Consider the following 21,431-nt stretch of genomic DNA (forward strand, 5'->3'; position numbering starts at 1 on the left):
GGTTGATAGGCCAGATATGGAAGCCCGGTAACGGGTGGAGTTGACTGGTACTAATAGGCCGAGGGCTTGTCCTCAGTTGCTCGCGTCCACTGTGTGGTTCCCGGGTTGCGAACAGTCGCAATCGCTGGTTGAACCAAGTTTCACTCTTTAACTAAAAAGTGTGCTTGTTCGCTAAGTGTCGATTTCCCGCTCTGCGGGGCGGCCCGATAGTGTTTCGGTGGTCATAGCGTTAGGGAAACGCCCGGTTACATTCCGAACCCGGAAGCTAAGCCTTTCCGCGCCGATGGTACTGCAGGGGGGACCCTGTGGGAGAGTAGGACGCCGCCGAACAATCTTTCAGGACCCTTGGTCCCAGCGTTCACGCTGGGACCAAGGGTCCTTTTTGTTTTTCCGAAGCGCGCCGAACTGGTCGGTGCGTGAGAATGAATGCAGTACCGAAGACAGGAGTCACGTCGATGTCCACCAACTCTTCCGACGATCGTTCGGAGCGCCGACCGCAGCGGCGCGATGACGGTGACCGCGGTGGTTTCCGACGTGACGACCGCGGTCCGCGCGGTGACAACCGGGGCGGTGACCGCGGGGGTTACCGTCGCGATGACCGTCGCGATGACCGTCCGTCCGGTGGTGACCGTGGGGGATTCCGCGGTGGGGACCGGCGGGATGACCGTGGCGGGCCCCGTGGTGGCGACCGTCGCGATGACCGTGGTGGATTCCGCGGGGGCGACCGGCCGTCCGGTGGCGACCGTGGGCCGCGTCGGGATGACGAGCGGGGCGGCGGTTTCCGGCGTGAGGAGCGGGGCGGGGATCGCCCCGGGTTCCGTCGTGATGACCGTCCGTCCGGTGGTGACCGGGGCGGGTACCGCGGTGGCGACCGTCGCGATGACCGTGGTGGTGACCGCGGTGGATTCCGTAGGGACGACCGTCCCTCGGGTGGTGACCGTGGTGGGTTCCGTCGTGATGACCGTCCGTCCGGTGGCGACCGGGGCGGGTACCGCGGTGGCGACCGGCGGGACGATCGTGGTGGTGACCGCGGTGGGTTCCGTAGGGACGACCGTCCGTCCGGTGGCGACCGCGGTGGGTTCCGTGGTGGCGAGCGTCGGGACGACCGTGGGGGCGATCGCGGTGGATTCCGTCGTGATGAGCGTTCCTCCGGTGGCGACCGGGGTGGGTACCGCGGTGGCGACCGGCGGGACGACCGTCGTGACGACCGGCGGGATGACCGTGGTGGGTTCCGTCGTGATGACCGTCCGTCCGGTGGCGACCGTGGGGGATTCCGCGGTGGCGACCGGCGCGATGACCGGGGTGGCGACCGTGGTGGGTTCCGTAGGGACGACCGGGGGCCGCGTCGGGATGACCGGGGTGGGTTCCGGCGGGATGACGAGCGTGGGGGGCGTCGGCCTTACGGCGGTGGCCGGGGGCGCGATGACCGGCGGGACGACCGTCGGGATGACCGGCGGGACCGGGACCGGGAGCCGATCAAGCGGCTGCCGATTCCGGAGGACGTCACCGGTGACGAGATCGACAAGGACGTGCGTCAGGAGCTGCTGAGCCTGCCGAAGACGCTCGCCGATGACGTCGCCAAGAACCTGGTGATGGTGGCGAGGCTGCTGGACGAGGACCCGGAGCAGGCGTACGGGTACTCGCGGGTGGCGCTGCGGCTGGCGTCCAGGGTCGCGGCGGTGCGGGAGGCCGCGGGCTTCGCGGCGTACGCGGCCGGCAAGTACAGCGAGGCGCTGGCGGAGTTCCGGGCGGCGCGGCGGATGACCGGCAGCGTGGAGCTGTGGCCCGTCATGGCGGACTGCGAGCGGGGTCTCGGGCGTCCGGAGAAGGCGATGGCCATGGCCGGTGAGCCCGAGGTGCAGAAGCTCGACAAGGCCGGCCAGGTCGAGATGCGGCTGGTCGCGGCGGGTGCCCGGCGGGACATGGGCCAGGCGGACGCGGCCGTGGTGACGCTCCAGAGCCCGGAGCTCGCGTCGAGTGCGGTGCACCCGTGGACCGCGCGGCTGCGGTACGCGTACGCCGACGCGCTGCTGGAGGTCGGGCGCGAGGACGACGCACGCGACTGGTTCGCGCGGGCGCTGGAGGCCGACCAGGGCGGCACGACGAACGCCTCGGACCGGCTCGCGGAGCTGGACGGCGTGGACTTCACCGACGCGCTGGAAGAGGATGACGAGCTGGGTGAGGCCGAGGCCGAGGCCGAGACCGAGGCCGGCGGCGCGGCGGACGAGCCGGGCTCCGCGAAGGAGTGAGCCGGCCGTCGGTGTGATCCGGCGTACGGCATGACGAAGGGCGGGACCCCGTGGTGGGGTCCCGCCCTTCGGCGTAGGGGGAGGGGTCAGGAGGCCGGTGCGTAGGGGGCGATCGGGTTGCGGAGGGTGCCGATGAGCTGGAGGGCGCCCGCCGGGTCCTGGAGGTCGACCATCTCCTGGTTGTTGCGCAGCTGGAGGCGGTTGAGGCAGGAGAGCGCGAACTCGTCGGTGAACAGGTCGTAGCGCTCGAACTTCTCGGCGAGGTGGGGGTTGGCCGCCTGGTAGTCGGTGACGCAGGAGGCGACCGTGCGCCAGAAGGTGTCCTCGTCGAGGACGCCCTGGTCGTCGAGGGTGCTGCTGAGGAAGCGGAAGAAGCAGTCGAAGACGTCGGTGAAGACGGACAGCAGTTTCTTGTCCTCGGGGACGTCGGCGCGGATGCGTTCGACGGCGGGCGGCAGGACCGCGTCGATGGGGGCACCTCCCTGGCCCTTAAGGCCTTGGGGGACCATGACGGCGATCTCCTCGGCGATGTCCTTGAAGATCACGCGGGCCACGGCGCCGTCCTCGATGACCAGGATGGCGTTCTCGCCGTGCGGCATGAAGACCAGGTCATAGGCGTAGAAGGAGTGCAGGACCGGGGTCAGGTAGGCGTCCAGGTAGCGGCGCAGCCAGACGGCGGGCTCCAGGCCGGACTCCTCGATGAGGGCGGCAGCGAGGGAGCCGCCGTTGTTGTCGACGTGCAGCAGCGAGGCCATGGTGGCCAGGCGCTGGCCCGGTTCGAGGGTGGGGACGGGGCTTTCGCGCCACAGGGCGGCGAGCATCTTCCGGTACGGGGAGCCCTTGGTGGTGGCCGCCTCGTACTGGCGGTGGTGGTAGCCGATGGCGGCGCGCTCACGGATGATCGAGAAGCGGGCGGCGCGGAAGGTGTCGTCGGCGTCGATGAGGCGGGCCAGCCAGTCGTTGATGGCTGGGGTGGCCTCCATGTAGGACGCGGAGAGGCCGCGCATGAAGCCCATGTTGAGGACGGAGAGCGCCGTTTTGACGTAGTGCTTGGTGGGGCTGGTGGTGTTGAAGAAGGTCCGGATGGACTGCTGGGCCAGGTAGGCGTCGTCGCCGGGGCCCAGGCACACCAGGCGCTGCTGGGCGACCTCGGCGGCGAAGGTGACGGAGAGCTTGTTCCACCACTGCCAGGGGTGGGCGGGGAAGAAGTAGTAGTCCGCGGGGTCGAGGCCGAGCGTGGTGAGGGTGTCGGCGAAGCGGGCGCGGGTCGCGTCGGGGAGTTCGTCGCGGATGAGGGCGTCGTAGTCGAGGCCGGCGCCGGCGGTGAAGGTGGCGTGGTCGCGGTGGGCGGCGAGCCAGATCAGCCGGAGCGGGGCCGCGGTCTCCGGAGCGTAGGCGTGGTACTCGTGGATGCCGAAGCCGAGCCGGCCGTTGTTGGCGACGAAGCAGGGGTGGCCCTCGGTCATGCCGGTCTCGATGGCCTGGAAGTCGGCCTTGGCGAGTTCGGCGGCGCCGGGTCCGTCGGCGGCGAGTTTGTAGGCGGTGCCGGAGAGGGTGGAGCTGATCTCCTCCAGGTAGACCGGGAGGATGGCCTCGCCGAGGCCCAGCGACGTGTGGAGTTCGAGGAAGAACGCCAGGGCGTCCAGGGGGAGTTCGCTTCCGTCGCGGTGCCGGGTGATGCTGTCGGCGTCGATCTGCCAGTGGTCCAGCGCTCGTCTGCGGGCGGCGAAGCGGTACTCGGTGCTGCCGTCGTCGCTGCGTACGGCGTAGTGGCCGTCCTGGGGGAGGCGCTGGGGCGTGAACAGCCGCTCATGGGCGAACTCGGCGAGGCCCTTGCGGATCAGCAGCCGGTTGGCGCGGGCCCACAGGCCGGGGGTGAGGTGGGCGACGGCGTCCTGTGCGGAGAGGGGCGGGGTGCCGTCGGAGGGGGCGGTCATCGGTGGTCTCCTCGGGTGGCCAGGAACTGGTCGCGGGTGCAGGTGCTGAGGTAGGCGTCTTTGGAGGGGAGCGAGACGGCGCGCAGGATCTCGAAGCCGACGGCCTTGTTGAGGGCGTGTACGGCGGTGTTGCGCGCGTCGGGCTCGACGACGACGCGGCGGTTGGCCGGGTCGGCGAAGAGCATCTCCATGACGGTGGTGATCACGGCGAGGGTGAAGCCGTGGACGGGGGTGTCGGTGGGCGCCGACAGGAAGTGCATACCGACGTCGCCGGGCTCAGCGGCGTGGATGCCGACGAGTTCGCGGTGGGCGGGGTCGTAGCGCTCCATGAGGAAGGCCGGGGTGCCGTTGTGCAGGCCGAGGAAGGCGTGGTGGAAGGGGTCGGCGGCTATCCGCGCGAACTCCTTCTCGACGGCGGGGAGGTCGCAGTCCTGCATCAGCCAGAAGGCGGCCTTGGGGTGGGTGACCCAGCGGTGCAGCAGCTCGGCGTCACCGTGCGGGTCGACCGGGCGGAGCGAGAACTCCCCGAGGGCGGCGTCGGTGCGGGTGAAGACGGGGGTGCTCATACCGGCAGCTCCATGGGGTGGTGCGGACCGGCCGGAGCGGCGAACTCCTGAAAGGCGATGGCCTTTTCGACCGGGTAGTACTCGCGGCCGAGCAGCTCGCGGATGATGCACGCGTTGCGGTAGGCGGCCATGCCGAGGTCGGGGGTGACGAAGCCGTGGGTGTGCAGCTCGGCGTTCTGCACGAAGATGCCCCGGCCGGTGGTGTCGATGCTGTAGTTGCGCGCCACGTCGTAGCGTCCCGCGTCATCCCAGACGATGCGGTCGCGGACGGGGGAGAGGAAGTCCGGTACGCGGTAGCGGTAGCCGGTGGCGAGGATCAGGCCCTGGGTGTCGAGGGCGAAGTCCGTGCCCTGCTCCTCCTGGCGCAGGCCCAGGGTGTAGGTGCCGGAGGCCTCGTCGTAACTCGCCTGCTGCAGGGCGGTGTTGGTGAGGAGGCGGGTGGGGACCGGGCCGCTCAGGTTCTTCTGGTAGAGCAGGTCGAAGATGTCGTTGATCAGCTCCGAGTCGATGCCCTTGTAGAGGTGCTTCTGGGTGGCGTTGAGGCGGTCGCGGGTGGCCGGCGGGAGGGCGTGGAAGTAGTCCACGTACTCCGGGGAGGTCATCTCCAGCGTGAGCTTGGTGTATTCGAGGGGGAAGAAGCGGGGGGAGCGGGTGGCCCAGGTCAGGTGGTAGCCGTGGCTGTCGATGTCCTGGAGCAGGTCGAAGTAGATCTCGGCCGCGCTCTGGCCGCTGCCGATGAGGGTGATGCTGTCCTTGGCCTGGAGGGCGGCCTTGGCGTCGAGGTAGCCGGCGTTGTGCAGCAGGTCACCGCCCAGGTCCCGGCAGGAGTCCGGGATGTGCGGCGGGGTGCCGGTGCCCAGGACGAGCCTGCGGGCGCGGAAGGTGTGGCGTTCGCCGGTGGGCTGCTCGGCGTGGACGGTGTAGAGCTCGTCGCCCTCGTCGTACTCGACGGTGGTGACCTGGTGGCCGAAGCGGACGGAGTCGAGTTTGCCGGCCGCCCAGCGGCAGTAGTCGTTGAACTCGGCGCGCAGCGGATAGAAGTTCTCGCGGATGTAGAACGAGTACAGCCGGCCCGATTCCTTGAGGTAGTTCAGGAACGAGAAGGAGGAGGTGGGGTCGGCGAGGGTGACCAGGTCGGCGAGGAAGGGGACCTGGAGGTGGCTGCTGTCCAGCATCATGCCGGGGTGCCAGTCGAAGGACGCCTTGTTGTCCAGGAACAGGCCGTCGAGTCCGTCGATGGGTTCGGTCAGGCAGGCCAGGCCCAGGTTGAACGGGCCGAGGCCGATGGCGATGAAGTCGTAAGGGGCGGACACAGAGTCTCCGAGGGGGACGGTCGGTGGGGGAGGGTTCAGCGCGCGCTGAGCGCCGGCCGGGGCTGCTCGGCGAGGTAGCTGCCGGCGTGGTCGGCGATCAGGTCGAGGACGGTGGCGATGTCCTCGAGCGTGGTCTCCGGGTTGAGCAGGGTGAACTTGAGGTAGTGGCGGCCGTCGACGACGGTGCTCGCGACGATCGCCTCACCGGAGGCGAAGAGGGCTTCCCTGGCGTGCAGATTGACCCGGTCGCTGAGTTCGGGGTCCTGGTCGGTGGAGGGGACGTACCGGAAGACCAGGGTGCTCAGCTGGGGCTCGACGACGACGTCGAAGCGGGGGTCGTCATGCAGCAGTTTCCAGGCGTCCGCGGCCCGGTCGACGACCTCGTCGAAGAGTTCGCCGACGGCCTGGGCGCCCATGATGCGCAGGGTGAGCCAGAGCTTGAGGGCGTCGAAGCGGCGGGTGGTCTGGATCGACTTGTCGACCTGGTTGGGGATGCGCTGCTCCACCATGCGGCGGGGGTTGAGGTAGTCCGCGTGGTAGGTGACGTGCTTCAGCGTGGCGCGGTCGCGGACCAGGATGGCGCTGGAACTGACCGGCTGGAAGAAGGACTTGTGGTAGTCGACGGTCACCGAGTCGGCGCGCTCGATGCCGGACAGCAGGGCGCGGCGGCGGGAGACCAGCAGTCCGCAGCCGTAGGCGGCGTCGACGTGCATCCAGGCGCCGTATGCGGCGCACAGGCCGGCGATCTCGGGGAGCGGGTCGATGGAGCCGAAGTCGGTGGTGCCGGCGGTGGCGACGACGGCCATGGGTATCAGGCCGTCGCGTTCGCAGCGCGCCAGTTCGGCGGCCAGCTCGTCGGTGCGCATCCGCTTGGTGTCGTCGCTGGGGACGGCGATGACGGCTTCGGCGCCCATGCCGAGCAGGGTGGCCGACTTGCGGATGCTGAAGTGGCTGCATTCGGAGGTGAGGATGCGCAGCCGGGGCAGGACGTCGGTGAGCCGGGCGCCAGTGGCGCCCTCGCGGGTCAGCTCCCGGCGGCAGGCCTCGTCGCGGGCGAGCAGCATGGCCTGGAGGTTGGACTGGCTGCCGCCGCTGGTGAAGATGCCGTCGGCCGCCTCGCCCAGGCCGATCCGCTCGGCCGTCCAGTCGATCAGCCGGCGCTCGATCAGCGTGCCGCCCACGCTCTGGTCCCAGGTGTCCAGCGAGGAGTTGACGGCGGAGAGCACGGCCTCGCCGACGAGGGCGGGGATCACCACGGGGCAGTTGAGGTGCGCGAGGTAGCGCGGGTGGTGGAAGTAGACGGCGTCGCGGAGGTAGACCTCTTCGAGTTCGTCGAGTGCGGCGGTCGCGTCGTGCAGCGGTGCGTCGAGGTCGACGCCGGAGACGGTGGGGGTGAGGCCGTCGACGGTGGTACCGGTGAACGGGCGGGTGGTGCCGGCTATTTTGGCGCTGATCCGGGTAACGCTCTCGGTGACCGCGCTTCGGTAGTGCCCGGCCGTGCCGTTGTTGAGCAGATACGCCCGGTTGTCGGCCGGGTCCTCGGCAGAGTGCGCGAGGAGACTCATGAAGATGTCCTCCCTGGTGCGGAGTTGACCACGTCCTGCGCAGGGCGGGGTGTACGCAGGGGCAGGGAGACCCGCCCGGCGACGTAGTGAGGTAAGCCTAACCTAACTAAGTCGCCGGTGGGGGTCGGGTGTGGCCTTACTCCGGGCAGGGACGGTCAGTTCATGGGGTCGTCCAGGGTGCGCAGGACCAGGCCCGTCGCGGGCTTGGGCCCGAACGAGGTGGATTTCCTCGGCATCGTCACGCCGCACTCGGCGAGCTGGCGGACCGTCTCCTCCGAGGTGGCGCGCATCAGCACCGCCGTGCCGCCGTGCCGGGCGGCCTGCTCGACGGCGGCTCCGGTGTGATGCAGATAGCCGATGTCCGACGGGTGGTCGGGGATGTGCCAGACCTCGTCCAGCAGGACGGAGTGCAGCACGGTGGCGTCCAACTGCCGCCAGGCCTCGGGCCGGTCCCGGCGGATCGTCCGGTCCAGCAGTGCGGGATCGGGACGGTCCAGGAGGTGGAACGCGTCCGGCCCGCCGGCCAGGACGAAGGCGGTGCCGGGCGTCTCCTCCAGGGCCGCCAGCGCGGCGGACAGCTCACCCGGGAGGGCGCGGACACGGAAGGCGCCGGCCAGGTCCGCCAGCGCCTTGGCGGGCGGCAGATGCGGCAGTACGCGGTGGATCGCGCGGACCTGGAGCGGATAGCGGGCGGTGTCCACCAGCAGCACCAGACCGGAGGCCCAGGGCGAGCCGGCGGTGGCGCCGGGCTGCTGCTCGTACAGCCGCTGATAGGTGGCCCAGCGGTGGTGGCCGTCGGCGATCAGGGCCTGCCGGCGGGTGAGGTCGTCGTCGACGGCGGCGAGGTCGGCGGGGTCGGTGACGGCCCACAGGCGGTGCGCGAAACCGTCCTCCGTGGTGGTGGCGAGCAGCGGTTCGCCCTCCACCACGCGCTCGATGACCGCGGCGGCACCAGTGGCGGTGCCCTCGCCGCGGTAGGACAGCAGCAGCGGTTCGAAGTTCGCGGCCGCCGCGCGCATCAGGGCGGCCCGGTCCTCGACCACCTCGGGGATGACGCCCTCGTGCGGCAGCACCGGACCGTCCAGGCGCAGTGCCCCGATCAGGCCGCGCTGGAGCATCCCGCCGGAGCGCTGCTCGTAGACGTACAGCGCGGGTTCGGCGTCCTGCGTCAGCACGCCCTCGCCGCGCCAGCGGTGCAGGGTGTCGGCGGCCTGGCGGTGGCGGGTGGTGGGGTCCGCGGCGTGCGGGAGGATCAGCCGGACGATGTTGTACGGATCGGCGGTCTCCAGATGGCGCACGCCGTCCGGCCGGACCACCACGTCGTACGGCGGGGACATCACAGCGGTCAGGCTGCTGACCCGCTCCGGGGCATAACGCAGTCCGCGGAACGGGAGGAGGCGGAGGCCGTCGGTACTGGTCATTGAAGAATGCTATGCCGCCGGGCGGATGAGGGAAGATCGGGGGACAGCCCGTGCGTGGCTGGAAATATCGGTATGCGCGAAGTGGAGGGCGAGGGTCCCCACGGTGCGGTGACCGCGCCCCCGGGGCGGCGGATCGCCGGCCCGCCGCGTGGAGTGAGGAGCGAGACGGCATGAACGAGCAGGTTCGCGGGCGGCCCGACGGGTCCCGGCAGGCGCTGAGCGAGGCGTATGACACCGCGCTGCTGGATCTGGACGGGGTGGTCTACGCCGGCGGACAGGCCATCGAGCATGCCGTGGAGTCGCTGACACACGCCCGCGAGGGCGGGATGCACCTCGCCTATGTGACCAACAACGCCGCACGGACCCCGCAGGCCGTCGCCGACCAGCTGTCCGGTTTTGGCCTCCCGACCGGACCGGACGACGTGATCACCTCGGCGCAGGCGGTGGCGCGGCTGATCTCCGAACAGGTGCCGGCGGGCGCGCGGGTGCTGGCCGTCGGCGGGGAGGGACTGCGGGTGGCGCTGCGCGAGCGGGGCCTGGTCCCGGTCGGTTCGGCGGACGACGACCCAGCGGCCGTGGTGCAGGGCTTCGACCCCTCGCTGGACTGGGAGCGGCTGGCGGAGGCCGCGTACGCGGTGCAGCGCGGGGTGCCCTGGTTCGCGTCCAACACGGATCTGACGATCCCCAAGGAGCGCGGGATCGCCCCCGGCAACGGTGCGTTGGTGGAGGTGGTCCGGACCGCGGCGGGCGGCACCCCGCAGGTGGCGGGCAAGCCGCAGCCGCCGATGCACCGGGAGACGGTGCTGCGGACCGGTGCGCGGCGGCCGCTGGTGATCGGCGACCGGCTCGACACCGACATCGAGGGGGCCTCCAACGGCGAGGTCGACTCGCTGCTGGTGCTCACCGGCGTCACCACCCCGGCCGAGCTGCTGGCCGCCCCGCCGCAGCACCGCCCCGCCTACGTGGACGAGGACCTGCGCGGGCTGCTGACGCCGCAGCCGGAGGTCACCGCGGCGGACGGCGGCTTCCGGTGCGGCGGCTGGCGGGCCGAAACGGCCGGGGACCGGCTCCTGGTGGAGGGCGAGGGCACCCCGCTCGACGGGCTGCGGGCGCTGTGCGCGGCGGCCTGGACGGCGGCGGGGGACGGCAGTTACGGGGCGGACGCCCGGCAGGCGCTGGCGCGGATCGGCAGGTGAGGGCCGGCGCCGTGGCCCGCCCGGATCAGTCCTCGGCGGACGCCGCGGCACCGGCCGTCAGCTCCGCGAGCAGCTCCTCCTCGGAGGCACCGCGGCGCCAGTAGCCGGTGAACTTCACGGCCCTGCGGTCGATGCCGCGCTCGCGGACGAGGTGCCGGCGCACCGCCTTGACGGTGCCGGCCTCACCGGCGACCCAGGCGTACGGCGTGCCCTCGGGGAACTCCGCGGCGCGCAGGGCGTCGAGCACCGGCTCGCGCCGCGCGGCGGCCGCCCCGTCCCGGACCAGCCAGGTGATGTGGGTGTCGGCGAAGGACGGCAGCTGCTGCCGGTCGTCCTCGTGCGCGATCTCGAGGTAGACCTGGGCGTGGGTGCCGGGGGAGAGCCAGGACAGGATGCCGGCGATCGCGGGCAGGGCCGTCTCGTCGCCGGTGAGCAGAATCCAGTCGGTGCCGGCCGGCGGGCGGAAGTCGACGCCGCCGTTGTCCTCGACGGCCGGGGCGAGGACGGTCAGCCGGTCGCCTGGCAGGGCGTGGGCGGCCCAGCGGGAGGCGGGCCCGCCCGCCAGCGGACCGGCCTCCGGGCCGGCGCCGTGCAGCGCGAAGTCGACGTCGAACTCCCGCGGCTCATGGCGCTGTTCACGGATGGTGTACGAGCGCATCAGCGGCCGCTCGTCCGGGTCCTGCGCCCGCCAGGCCGTGTACCAGCCGTCGCCGGTGTCCTCGAAGACCGGCCGGTCCTGGTGGGGCTGCGGGAGGAAGAGCTTGAAGCGCTGGTCGCGACCGCCGGAGGCCAGTTCGGCCAGCCGTTCACCGCCGAAGGTGACCCGCACCACGGAGGGGCTCAGCCGTCGGGTCCGTACGACGTGCACATCGAAGAAGCGGAACGGCGCGGTGGCCGGGGCGGCGGTCGTGGTCATGTGGGGGACCTCCCGGGAACGGGGCGGGGACTGTTCGGTGGGGTGGTGCGGTGGCTTTCGGGGTGGTGCGGCGCGGGCCGCCGAAGCGCGGCGCGCGGGTGGTGCGTGGGGGCCGCGGTGGACCGGGCCGGCCGGGGGGCTGGCCGGCCGGGGGCGGCGATCCACCGCGGCCGTACGTCACTTGGCCTTCTTGGCGCCCTCGATGGCCTTGGCGAGCGACTCGATGAGCGGGGCGGCGCCCGCGTAGGAGAACCGCGGCTCGCTCGACCACGGGGTGATCTGGCCGGCCTTGACGGCGGGCAGCTTGGCCCAGGAGGGCTTGGCCGCCAGGTCCTTGGGCTGGAGGGTGGCGGTCCGGTTGTCCAGCAGGAGCACGTCGGCCTTGTACTTGTCGGCGTTCTCCCAGCTCAGGCTCTCGAAGTAGCCGCCCTTGTCCAGCTTGTCGGGAACGATCAGATCGACGCCGAGGGACTTGTAGTACATGAGGTCGGCGTTGATGCCGGGGTTGGAGGCGTAGAAGAGGTCCGGGCTGCCGGAGCAGGCGAGCACCTTGACCGGGTGGGACTTGGCGGCCTTGCGCAGCGCCGCGGAGGCCTTCTCGAACCGGGCCTTGGCGTCGGTGACCTTCTTGGCCTGGAGGTCGGCGCCGAGCGACTTCGCCAGGTCGGCGTAGCGCTCGATGATCTTGAGCAGCGAAACCCGGGACGAGGTGATGGCGACGGTCTTCGCCAGCGGGGTGATCTTGTCCTTGCTGTCGTCCGGCACGAACCACAGCGCGCCCGGCTCGTACATGTTCGTCACCAGCAGATCGGGGCGCAGCGAGGCGTACTTCTCGACGTTGAACTGGTTGTACGCGTTGCCGATGATGGTGACCTTGTCGATGTCCAGGTCACCGGCCTGCGGGTCGGCCTTGCCGTTCTTGAGCTTGGTGGGGCCGAAGACGCCGACGATCTGGTCGTCGATCCCGAAGTCGTGCAGCGCGGCCGCGGTGCCGGTGAAGGCGACGATACGCTGAGGGTCGTGCTTCAGCGAGACCTTCTGCTTGCGGTCGTCGGTGAAGGACCAAGGGCCGGACCTGCCCCCCTCGTTGGCGCCTCCCGAGCCCTTGTCCCCGCCGCATGCGGCCAGCAGGGCGCCGATACCGACGGCGCCGCCCGCGGCCAGGATGCCGCGGCGGGACGGAGTGACGTTTCGGGAGGTGCTCATGGGTGCACTTCTCTCTGGGAGGGACTGCGAGTCGAATGTGAGGGTAGGCTAACCTAACTATCGTGTTGGTTGACAGTCCCCCCGAAGTGGCAAAGGCTCCGGACCCCGTGACACCCCGGCGGCGCCCCCTCCTGCGCCCCACCGGGCTCGTGGTCTCCGTGGCCGTATTGGCCGTCATCGTCGTCCTCGGTATCGCCGTCGGCGCCAAACAGATCCCCCTCGACCAGGTGTGGCACGGGGTGTTCCACTACTCCGGTTCCGATACCGACGTGGTCATCCGCGACGTCCGGCTCCCGCGCACCCTGCTCGGCCTGATCGTCGGCGCGGCGCTCGGACTGGCCGGCACGGTCATGCAGGCGCTGACCCGGAATCCCCTGGCGGACCCCGGAGTTCTCGGCATCAACGCCGGTGCCTCGGCCGCGGTCGTCACCGCCATCAGCTTCTTCGGCATCACCTCGCTGACCGGCTATGTGTGGTTCGCGTTCGCCGGCGCCGCGGTGGTCAACGTCGCGGTGTACGTCCTCGGCGGCACCCGCGGCGCCACGCCCGTACGGCTCGCCCTGGCCGGCACCGCGCTGACCGCCGTCCTCGTCGGCTACATCAACGCGGTCAACCTGATGGACACCGCTGCGCTGGACAAGATGCGCTTCTGGACGGTGGGTTCACTGGCCTCGGCCACCGTGCCGACGGTCACCGGCATCGCCCCGTTCCTGGCGGTGGGCGGCGTCCTCGCGCTGCTGATCGCCCGGCCGCTGAACGCCATCGCGCTCGGCGACGACCAGGCGCGGGCGCTGGGCGCCCGGCTGACCCGTACCCGGGTGCTGGGGATGCTCGCCGTCACCCTGCTGTGCGGCGGGGCGACCGCGGCCTGCGGCCCGATCGTCTATGTGGGCCTGATGGTTCCGCATGCCGTACGGGCCGTCACCGGGCCCGATCTGCGCTGGATTCTGCCGTACTCCGCGGTGCTCTCACCGGTCCTGCTGCTCGGCGCCGACGTCCTCGGCCGGGTCGTGGCCCGGCCCGGCGAGCTGCAGGTCGGCATCGTCACGGCCGTCCTCGGCGGCCCGGTCTTCATCTATCTCGTACGACGTCGGAGGATGGCCCAGCTGTGAGCGCGACCGTGAAGACCGGGGAAGCCGCGGGAACCGAGGCCGGGAAGTCCCCGGAGAAGGCGGCCGGGCGGGTGCGGGCGGTACGCACCGGGGGCGGCCTCTCGCTGCGCCTGGACATGCGGGCCACGGTGGTCGGACTGCTGCTGCTGGCCGTCGCGCTGGCCGCCGCCGTCGCCCTGATCGGCTCCGGCGACTACCCCATGACGCCGACCGACGTGCTCGCCGCGCTCACCGGCGGCGGGGACCCCGGCCAGCAGTACATCGTGAACGAACTGCGGCTGCCGCGGGTGCTGGTGGGGCTGCTGGTCGGCGCCGCGTTCGGGATCTCCGGGGCGGTCTTCCAGACCGTCTCCCGCAACCCGCTGGGCAGTCCGGACGTCCTCGGCTTCGCCCAGGGCTCGTCCGTCGGCGCCCTGGTCGCGATCGTCTACTTCCAGGCCGGGGCCGTCGGGGTCGCCGCCGGAGCGGTGGCCGGCGGGGTGGGCACCGGCCTCGCCATCTTCCTGCTCGCCTGGAAGAAGGGCATCCACGGCTACCGCTTCGTGCTCGTCGGCATCGGAGCGAGCGCCATGCTCTACGCGGTGGTGCTCTTCCTCATGACCAAGGCGAACATCGTCGAGGCGACCCGGGCCACCACCTGGATGACCGGCTCCCTCAACAGCCGTGACTGGGACCAGGTCCGCCCGCTGGCCGCGGTCTGCGCCGTCCTCGTTCCGCTGCTGCTGTTCAACGGGCGGCCGCTGCGCATGCTGGAGATGGGTGACGACGCCGCGTACGCCCTCGGTGTGCGGGTCGACCGGGTCCGCGTGGTCGTGCTGCTGGCGGCGGTCGTGCTGGTCGCCGCCGGCACCGCGGCCGCCGGGCCGATCTCCTTCGTCGCGCTCACCGCCCCCCAGCTGGCCCGCCGGATGAACCTCCCGCGCTGGCGCCGGGGCGGGGGAAGCGCCCCTCTGCCCGGTCCCAACCTGGTGCTGTCCGCCCTCATGGGGTCCGTGCTGCTGGTCGCCGCCGACTGGGCGTCACAGCGGCTCTTCGGCGCCGACCAGCTGCCGGTGGGCGTGCTCACCGGCGTCCTCGGCGGCGGCTATCTGCTGTGGCTGCTGGCCACGGAGCGCAAGGCGGGACGGGTATGAGCCGCCGGACGGCGACCCGGGGACGGGCCGGGCGGCGGGCGCCGCAGTACGGCGCCGCCGGTGCCGGGCGGGCCTCCCGTACGGGCCGGGCGACGGCGCGGCCCCCGACAGGAGACGGTGCGCCCGGTGCCGGACCGGGCAACAGCAGTGACACGACAACCCCAGGAGTTCCGAAGTGAGCCGTCTCACGGCCGAGAACGTCACCCTCGCCTACGACCAGCGGGTCATCGCCGAGAACCTCTCGGTCGCCATCCCCGACAACTCCTTCACGGTCATCGTCGGCCCGAACGCCTGCGGCAAGTCCACGCTGCTGCGCGCGTTGTCGCGGATGCTCAAGCCGGCCCGTGGCTCGGTCCTGCTCGACGGCGCGGCGATCTCCTCGCTGCCGGCCAAGAAGGTCGCCAGGACGCTCGGGCTGCTGCCGCAGTCCTCGGTCGCCCCGGACGGGATCACCGTGGCGGACCTGGTGGCCCGCGGCCGCTATCCGCACCAGGGGCTGCTGCGGCAGTGGTCGCCCGAGGACGAGCGGATCGTCGGGGAGTCCATGGCGGCCACCGGCGTCGGTGAGCTGGCCGACCGCTATGTCGACGAGCTGTCCGGCGGGCAGCGGCAGCGGGTGTGGATCGCGATGGCGCTCGCCCAGCAGACCCCGCTGTTCCTGCTGGACGAGCCGACGACGTATCTGGACATCCAGCACCAGATCGAGGTGCTGGACCTGTGCGCCGAACTGCACGAGGAGCAGGGGCGCACGCTGGTCGCGGTGCTGCACGACCTCAATCACGCGGCCCGCTACGCGACGCACCTCATCGCCATGAAGGGCGGTGCCGTCATCGCCGAGGGCGCACCGGCCGACATCGTCACGGCGGAACTGGTGGAGCAGGTCTTCGGCCTCGGCTGCCAGATCATCGACGACCCCGAGACCGGCACCCCCCTGGTCGTCCCCGCCGCGCGCAAGCCCCGCAACGGCGGCTCCCGGGCCGGCCGGACGACGCAGGAGAAGGCACCCGCGGGGGTGGGACGAGGCGGGGAGTAGGGGGAGAGCTTTCCACGTGAGAGCGCCCCGGGTGAGGGGTGCGGCTGAGGGGCGCGGCCCGGCGGACCGGGCCTGCCTTACAGCAGCGTCCTGAGACGCAGGAGGTCGCGCAGGCCGGCCTCCAGCTTGACGCGGCCGCTTCCCCAGGCCTTGGCGAAGTTCAGCTCCCCGTCGACCAGGGCCACCAGGTCGTCGCCGGCCATGGACAGCCGGATCTCGGCCTTGTGCGGGGGCGGGCCGGGGACGCTGGTCACCTCCTGGATGGTGCCGTCGGCCAGCCGCCCGAGGAAGGTCACATCGAGGTCGGTGATGCGGCAGCTGAGCGAGCGGTCGAACGAGGCGGCGTGGCGGACGCCGCCGTCTGCCGAGGACAGGTTCTGGGCCAGCCGGTCGAGAGCGGCGCGGCACTGGTCGAGGGTTGCCATCGTGAGCGACGATACGCCAGGTCGGGGACGGCTCGTACGTCCTCGACCGGCTTCGTCGGGGTAGCGTCGGGGGCATGGAAGAGCCGACGTCCGGCCCGGAGCCGGAGGCGCCCGCGGAAGCCGCACCCGGGGAACCCACGCAGCCCCTGGAAGCAGGGGAGCCCGCGCAGCGCGAGGGCAGCGGAGCGGTGCACACCGCGGACGGTGTGCTGTCCGGTCTCCTCGGGCCGGACGGTAACGCCGAGCCGGGCGGCCAGGTCCGGCCGGACACCGCGGCCGGGCCGGAGGAGTCCGCCGGGCCGCAGCCCATCGGGGTGGGAGTGACCCCGACCGGTGAGACCGCCGTCGACGCCCGGCTGCGGCGCCTCGCCGATGCCGACCACCTCCCCGCGAGCGGACACCTGCAGGTGTACGAGGATGTGCACCGTGGGCTGCGCGATGTGCTGGCCGGTCTCGACCAGCACCCCGGGCCGCCCGCGCCTTCTTCGACTTTCCCGACGCCGCACGACAACAGGAGCTGAACCACAGGTGGCAGGAGTGGCACGACGCCGACTCGACGCGGAGCTGGTGCGCCGCAAGCTGGCCCGGTCGCGGGAGCACGCGAGCCAGCTGATCGCCGCGGGCCGGGTGACGGTCGGCGGGGCGACCGCGACGAAACCGGCCACCCAGGTGGAGACCAGCGCGGCCGTGGTCGTGCGCGAGGACGAGAGCGACCCGGACTACGTCTCGCGCGGCGGCCACAAGCTCGCCGGGGCGTTCGCCGCCTTCGTCCCGCTCGGCCTGAAGATCGAGGGCCGCCGGGCGCTGGACGCGGGCGCCTCGACCGGTGGCTTCACCGATGTCCTGCTGCGCGCCGGGGCCCGTCATGTCGTCGCCGTCGACGTCGGATACGGGCAGCTCGCCTGGTCGCTCCAGAGCGATGAGCGGGTCACCGTGAAGGACCGCACCAACGTACGTGAACTGACGCTGGAGCAGATCGACTCGGAGCCCGTCGATCTCGTCGTCGGCGATCTCTCCTTCATCCCGCTGGGGCTCGTCCTGCCCGCGCTGGCCCGCTGTGCGGCGCCCGGCGCTGACCTGGTGCTGATGGTCAAACCGCAGTTCGAGGTCGGCAAGGAGCGGCTGGGCAGCGGCGGGGTGGTGCGCAGCGCGGAGCTGCGCGCCGAGGCCGTACGCGCGGTCGCCGACCGGGCCGCCGCGCTGGAATTTGGCGTACTTGGCGTAACTGCGAGCCCACTGCCTGGACCTTCCGGGAATGTCGAGTACTTTCTGTGGCTGCGCGCCGGGGCGCCTGCACTCGACCCGGCGGACGTCGACCGTGCAGTGGCGGAGGGGCCTCGTTGACCACTACCCAGGCAGTTGAAGGCAGCACAGCACACGAGAACGCCGGAGCCGGGCGGACGGTGTTCCTGCTCGCCCACACGGGCCGCCCCGCGGCCATCCGCAGCGCCGAACTCGTCGTTCAGGGGCTGCTGCGCAGCGGCATCGGGGTGCGGGTGCTGGCGGAGGAGGCGGCGGACCTGCCGCTGCCGTCGTCGGTCCAGCGCGTCGAGTCCGAGCAGTGCGCAGCCGAGGGCTGCGAACTCCTGGTGGTCCTGGGCGGGGACGGCACGCTGCTGCGCGGCGCGGACTTCGCCCGGACGTCCGGGGTCCCGATGCTGGGCGTCAACCTCGGCCGGGTCGGCTTCCTCGCGGAGGCCGAGCGGGACGACCTCGACAAGGTCGTCGACCGGGTCGTCACCCGCGCCTACGAGGTCGAGGAGCGGATGACGCTCGATGTCCTCGTCCGCAACAACGGCAATGTCGTGCACACCGATTGGGCCCTCAACGAGGCCTCGGTGGAGAAGGCCGCCCGGGAGCGGATGCTGGAGGTCGTGACCGAGGTCGACGGCCGGCCCGTCTCGCGGTTCGGCGGCGACGGGGTGGTCTGCGCGACGCCGACCGGTTCGACCGCGTACGCCTTCTCGGCCGGCGGGCCGGTGGTCTGGCCCGAGGTCGAGGCCCTGCTGATGGTCCCGATCAGCGCCCACGCGCTGTTCGCCAAGCCGCTGGTCACCTCGCCCCGTTCCGTCCTGGCGGTCGAGGTCCAGCCCAAGACCCCGCACGGCATTCTGTGGTGCGACGGCCGCCGCAGCGTCGAACTTCCCGCCGGCGCCCGCGTCGAGGTCCGCCGCGGCGCCGTCCCCGTACGCCTGGCCCGCCTGCACCATGCCTCCTTCACGGACCGCCTGGTCGCCAAGTTCGCCCTCCCGGTCGCGGGGTGGCGGGGGGCGCCGCACTAGACCCCGTACCCGGGCCCACCACCGGCGGACGGGGCCCTGGCGGCCGCGGCCCCTCCTCGCCTCTGCGCCGGCGGGACGCCGACCGGGTCGCTGACCGGGTCGACCCGCCTGCGTCGATTCGCTGGACATCAGTACACCTTTCGTTCCGGACTGTGATCAGCGTGACGGCTCAGCGTGATCACGCACCATGGGGAATCCCCCCGTTCTTCGGTGCGGTTTTCCGCAGGGGCGGGGGCAGGAGTGAGGGGAGGCCGTCGCGGGGCGGCCCCCGGACCTCGTAAGGTCGTATCCGTGTTGGAGGAGATGCGGATTCGGTCCCTGGGTGTCATTGACGACGCCGTTGTCGAGCTGTCCCCCGGCTTCACGGCGGTGACCGGCGAGACGGGCGCGGGCAAGACCATGGTCGTCACCAGCCTCGGCCTGCTGCTCGGCGGGCGCGCCGACCCCGCCCTGGTGCGGATCGGCGCCAAATCGGCGGTGGTGGAGGGCAGGATCGGCGTCGGCCCCCAGGCCCCCGCCGCGATACGGGCCGAGGAGGCCGGTGCGGAGCTGGACGACGGGGCGCTGCTGATCAGCCGCACGCTCTCCGCGGAGGGCCGTTCACGCGCCCATGTGGGAGGCCGCTCCGTCCCGGTCGGCCTCCTGGCGGAGCTGGCCGACGACCTGGTCGCCGTACACGGCCAGACCGACCAGCAGGGCCTGCTGCGCCCCGCCCGCCAGCGCCAGGCCCTGGACCGCTACGCCGGCGACACGGTCGCGGTCCCGCTGGCCAAGTACACCGGCGCCCACCGCCGGCTGCGTGCCGTCACCACCGAGCTGGACGAGCTGACGACGCGGGCCCGTGAACGCTCCCAGGAAGCCGATCTGCTGCGCTTCGGCCTCGACGAGATCGCGGCGGCCGAGCCCCAGCCGGGCGAGGACACCGAGCTGGCCGCCGAGGCGGAGAGGCTCGGTCACGCCGAGGCGCTGGCCTCCGGCGCGACCCTCGCGCACGCCGCGCTGGCCGGCAACCCCGAGGACCCCGAGGGCGTCGACGCCACCACCCTGGTCGCCGGCGCACACCGCGCGCTGGAGGCCGTCCGCAGCCATGACCGGGAGCTCGCCGGGCTCGCCGACCGGATCGGCGAGATCGGCATCCTGGTGGCGGATGTGGCGGGCGAACTGGCCAGTTACGCGGACGGCCTGGACGCCGACCCGTTGCGGCTGGCCGCGGTCGAGGAGCGCCGCGCCGCGCTGAACCAGCTGACCCGGAAGTACGGCCAGGACATCGCGGAGGTGCTGGCCTGGGCCGAGGAGAACACCGCCCGGCTCGACGAACTGGACGGCGACGACGACCGGATCGGCGAGCTGGCCGCCGAGCGGGACGCACTCCGTGCCGAACTGGGCGAACTGGCACAAACATTGACGGATGCCCGCACGGACTCGGCGCAGCGTTTCGCCGAGGCGGTCACCGCCGAACTCGCCGAACTCGCCATGCCGCACGCGCGCGTCACCGTCGAGATCCGCCAGACCGAGGTCGCCGAGGACGCCGACGGCATCGAGGTCAACGGCCGCACGGTGGCCTACGGACCGGCCGGCGCCGATGAGGTCGAACTCCTCCTGGCCCCGCACCCGGGCGCACCGCCCCGGCCGATCGCCAAGGGGGCGTCCGGCGGTGAGCTCTCCCGGGTGATGCTCGCCGTGGAGGTGGTCTTCGCCGGCTCCGACCCCGTACCGACCTACCTCTTCGACGAGGTCGACGCGGGGGTCGGCGGCAAGGCGGCCGTCGAGGTCGGCAGGCGGCTGGCCAGGCTCGCGAAGTCGGCGCAGGTCGTGGTCGTCACCCACCTCCCGCAGGTCGCGGCCTTCGCGGACCGCCAGTTGCTGGTGGCGAAGACGAACGACGGCTCGGTCACCAGGAGCGGTGTCACGGTCCTGGAGGGCGAGGAGCGGGTCCGCGAACTCTCCCGGATGCTGGCCGGCCAGGAGGACTCCGAAACGGCCCGCGCCCATGCCGAGGAACTGCTGGAGACGGCGCGAACGGGCACGTAGCGAGCGGTGCGTGCCAAGGGGGGCACCGCGTTTCCCGCCCGCCGTCGCACCCGGAGGCGTCGCTCCCGCGTGACCGGGCGGCGCGCCCTCCTAGGGTGACCGGAGTCGAGCGCGACAGGGCGCCGGGCGAGGGGAGCGACATGGTGGCGGTGGCAGGCAGCGGGGCGCGGGGACGGATCGCGGCACTCGTGGGGGCGGCGGGCGTGACCCGGGCCGCGTACACGGTGCTCAGGAAGCGGCCGCCGGGCGGTGCCGCCCTGTGGGAGCGGAAGAACTACGCCGGCCGGACCGTGGACCTGCACGCGGGTCTCGCCACGGCCACCGGTACCGCCCTCGCCGCCGCCACCGCCCCCGGGCTGCCCGCCCGGGCCCGGGCCGCCACGGCGCTGGCGGTGCTGGCCGCCGGGGGCTGCGGTGCGTACGACGACGTGTGCGGCGCCGGTGATCCACGCCGCGGATTCCGGGCGCACCTCTCGGCGCTCCGGCAGCGGGAGGTCACCAGCGGGGCCGTGAAGCTGTTCGGGGTCGGCGCCGCCGGGCTCGCGGCCGGCGCCCTCCTCAAGGAGCGCCCGGCCGACAAACTGCTGGCGGGCGTGGTGATCGCGGGCTCGGCCCATCTGGTGAACCTCCTGGACGTCCGGCCCGGCCGGGCGGCCGGCGCCGTACTGGCCCTCGGGGCACCCGGGCTGCTGCGCCGCGGTCCCGCGGGCCCGCTGTCCGCGGCGCCCATGGGGGCGGTGGCCGCCGTCCTCGGCGACGACGTCGGGGAGCGCACGATGATCGGGGACGCCGGGGCGCACGCCCTCGGTGCGGCGCTCGGCCTTGCCGTCGTCGCCGGCAACGGCAGCCGTGGCCTGGCCGCGCACGCCGCCGCGCTGATCGCCGCCACGGCCGTGGGGGACCGCGTCAGCCGGGCGGCGGCCGCGCTCTGAGGCTGCTGCGGTCTGGGAGCTAGGACCTGTCGTCAAACTCCCGCCTGCCCGCGGCGCCTGGCACGCACTCCCCCACGCCTAAAGGGCGCGGGGGACCCCCATGCCGCGTTGTCG

Annotated in this window: 19 protein-coding genes and 1 rRNA gene; 12 read left to right on the forward strand and 8 right to left on the reverse strand. The window is 72.2% G+C overall.

Translation table 11 applies throughout. The features are described from left to right. Positions 1–213: 213 nt before the first annotated feature. The 3 genes from rrf (at position 214) to ACWC9R_RS33700 (ending at position 2,249) form a co-directional block, all read left to right on the forward strand. A 5S ribosomal RNA gene (rrf, locus tag ACWC9R_RS33690) occupies positions 214–330 on the forward strand. A gap of 240 nt (positions 331–570) precedes the next feature. Next, positions 571–1,548 (forward strand): hypothetical protein, encoded by a 978-nt coding sequence (locus ACWC9R_RS33695; protein ID WP_450737327.1) that lies wholly within the window; start codon positions 571–573, stop codon positions 1,546–1,548. Further along, positions 1,485–2,249 carry a hypothetical protein gene (locus ACWC9R_RS33700; protein WP_450737320.1) on the forward strand — a complete coding sequence of 255 codons (765 nt, stop codon included), beginning with the start codon at positions 1,485–1,487 and terminating at the stop codon, positions 2,247–2,249. The genes ACWC9R_RS33695 and ACWC9R_RS33700 overlap by 64 nt, the downstream gene beginning before the upstream one ends. A gap of 86 nt (positions 2,250–2,335) precedes the next feature. Here the strand turns inward: ACWC9R_RS33700 and ACWC9R_RS33705 are convergent, their stop codons facing one another. The 5 genes from ACWC9R_RS33705 to ACWC9R_RS33725 form a co-directional block, all read right to left on the reverse strand. After that, a complete protein-coding gene (locus ACWC9R_RS33705) occupies positions 2,336–4,186 on the reverse strand; it encodes an IucA/IucC family protein (protein ID WP_450737299.1) in 1,851 nt (616 codons plus the stop codon). Next, positions 4,183–4,752, reverse strand: a complete 570-nt coding sequence (locus tag ACWC9R_RS33710) for a GNAT family N-acetyltransferase (protein ID WP_450737301.1) — start codon at positions 4,750–4,752, stop codon at positions 4,183–4,185. Before ACWC9R_RS33710 ends, ACWC9R_RS33705 begins: the two co-directional genes overlap by 4 nt. Beyond that, entirely contained in the window at positions 4,749–6,065 is a 1,317-nt protein-coding gene (locus ACWC9R_RS33715; protein ID WP_450737302.1) for a lysine N(6)-hydroxylase/L-ornithine N(5)-oxygenase family protein, read from the reverse strand. Before ACWC9R_RS33715 ends, ACWC9R_RS33710 begins: the two co-directional genes overlap by 4 nt. A gap of 35 nt (positions 6,066–6,100) precedes the next feature. Further along, on the reverse strand, positions 6,101–7,630 hold the full coding sequence (locus tag ACWC9R_RS33720; protein WP_450737304.1) for a pyridoxal phosphate-dependent decarboxylase family protein: 1,530 nt from the start codon (positions 7,628–7,630) through the stop codon (positions 6,101–6,103). A 155-nt stretch (positions 7,631–7,785) separates the two neighbouring features. Further along, entirely contained in the window at positions 7,786–9,051 is a 1,266-nt protein-coding gene (locus ACWC9R_RS33725) for a DUF1015 family protein (protein ID WP_450737306.1), read from the reverse strand. Between the two features lie 170 nt (positions 9,052–9,221). On the opposite strand from ACWC9R_RS33725, the gene ACWC9R_RS33730 reads away from it, so the two are divergent. Continuing rightward, positions 9,222–10,247 carry an HAD-IIA family hydrolase gene (locus ACWC9R_RS33730; RefSeq protein WP_362610636.1) on the forward strand — a complete coding sequence of 342 codons (1,026 nt, stop codon included), beginning with the start codon at positions 9,222–9,224 and terminating at the stop codon, positions 10,245–10,247. A 25-nt stretch (positions 10,248–10,272) separates the two neighbouring features. Here ACWC9R_RS33730 and ACWC9R_RS33735 read toward each other — a convergent pair whose 3' ends face one another. Both ACWC9R_RS33735 and ACWC9R_RS33740 read right to left on the reverse strand, forming a co-directional pair. Then, entirely contained in the window at positions 10,273–11,163 is an 891-nt protein-coding gene (locus ACWC9R_RS33735; protein ID WP_450737308.1) for a siderophore-interacting protein, read from the reverse strand. 177 nt (positions 11,164–11,340) lie between these two features. Continuing rightward, positions 11,341–12,369, reverse strand: a complete 1,029-nt coding sequence (locus tag ACWC9R_RS33740) for an ABC transporter substrate-binding protein (RefSeq protein ID WP_450737310.1) — start codon at positions 12,367–12,369, stop codon at positions 11,341–11,343. A 62-nt stretch (positions 12,370–12,431) separates the two neighbouring features. On the opposite strand from ACWC9R_RS33740, the gene ACWC9R_RS33745 reads away from it, so the two are divergent. The 3 genes from ACWC9R_RS33745 to ACWC9R_RS33755 all read left to right on the forward strand — a co-directional run bounded on the left by ACWC9R_RS33745 (position 12,432) and on the right by ACWC9R_RS33755 (position 15,647). Continuing rightward, positions 12,432–13,481, forward strand: a complete 1,050-nt coding sequence (locus tag ACWC9R_RS33745; RefSeq protein WP_450737312.1) for a FecCD family ABC transporter permease — start codon at positions 12,432–12,434, stop codon at positions 13,479–13,481. Continuing rightward, positions 13,478–14,614 (forward strand): FecCD family ABC transporter permease, encoded by a 1,137-nt coding sequence (locus tag ACWC9R_RS33750; protein ID WP_450737314.1) that lies wholly within the window; start codon positions 13,478–13,480, stop codon positions 14,612–14,614. Before ACWC9R_RS33745 ends, ACWC9R_RS33750 begins: the two co-directional genes overlap by 4 nt. Positions 14,615–14,789: 175 nt before the next feature. Continuing rightward, a complete protein-coding gene (locus tag ACWC9R_RS33755) occupies positions 14,790–15,647 on the forward strand; it encodes an ABC transporter ATP-binding protein (RefSeq protein ID WP_450737316.1) in 858 nt (285 codons plus the stop codon). A 77-nt stretch (positions 15,648–15,724) separates the two neighbouring features. Here ACWC9R_RS33755 and ACWC9R_RS33760 read toward each other — a convergent pair whose 3' ends face one another. Next, positions 15,725–16,072, reverse strand: a complete 348-nt coding sequence (locus ACWC9R_RS33760; protein WP_362610646.1) for a sterol-binding protein — start codon at positions 16,070–16,072, stop codon at positions 15,725–15,727. A gap of 74 nt (positions 16,073–16,146) precedes the next feature. Here ACWC9R_RS33760 and ACWC9R_RS33765 point away from each other — a divergent pair, with 74 nt between their 5' ends. The 5 genes from ACWC9R_RS33765 (at position 16,147) to ACWC9R_RS33785 (ending at position 21,317) form a co-directional block, all read left to right on the forward strand. After that, positions 16,147–16,593 (forward strand): hypothetical protein, encoded by a 447-nt coding sequence (locus ACWC9R_RS33765; protein WP_450737318.1) that lies wholly within the window; start codon positions 16,147–16,149, stop codon positions 16,591–16,593. A 7-nt stretch (positions 16,594–16,600) separates the two neighbouring features. Beyond that, entirely contained in the window at positions 16,601–17,416 is an 816-nt protein-coding gene (locus tag ACWC9R_RS33770; protein WP_362610650.1) for a TlyA family RNA methyltransferase, read from the forward strand. A 59-nt stretch (positions 17,417–17,475) separates the two neighbouring features. Further along, positions 17,476–18,354 (forward strand): NAD kinase, encoded by an 879-nt coding sequence (locus tag ACWC9R_RS33775; protein ID WP_450737321.1) that lies wholly within the window; start codon positions 17,476–17,478, stop codon positions 18,352–18,354. Between the two features lie 303 nt (positions 18,355–18,657). Beyond that, positions 18,658–20,385 carry a DNA repair protein RecN gene (gene recN, locus ACWC9R_RS33780; RefSeq protein ID WP_450737323.1) on the forward strand — a complete coding sequence of 576 codons (1,728 nt, stop codon included), beginning with the start codon at positions 18,658–18,660 and terminating at the stop codon, positions 20,383–20,385. Positions 20,386–20,525: 140 nt separating this feature from the next. Continuing rightward, positions 20,526–21,317, forward strand: a complete 792-nt coding sequence (locus ACWC9R_RS33785; RefSeq protein WP_450737325.1) for a hypothetical protein — start codon at positions 20,526–20,528, stop codon at positions 21,315–21,317. The last annotated feature ends 114 nt before the right edge of the window (positions 21,318–21,431 follow it).

This window comes from Streptomyces sp. NPDC001219 (assembly GCF_053597915.1).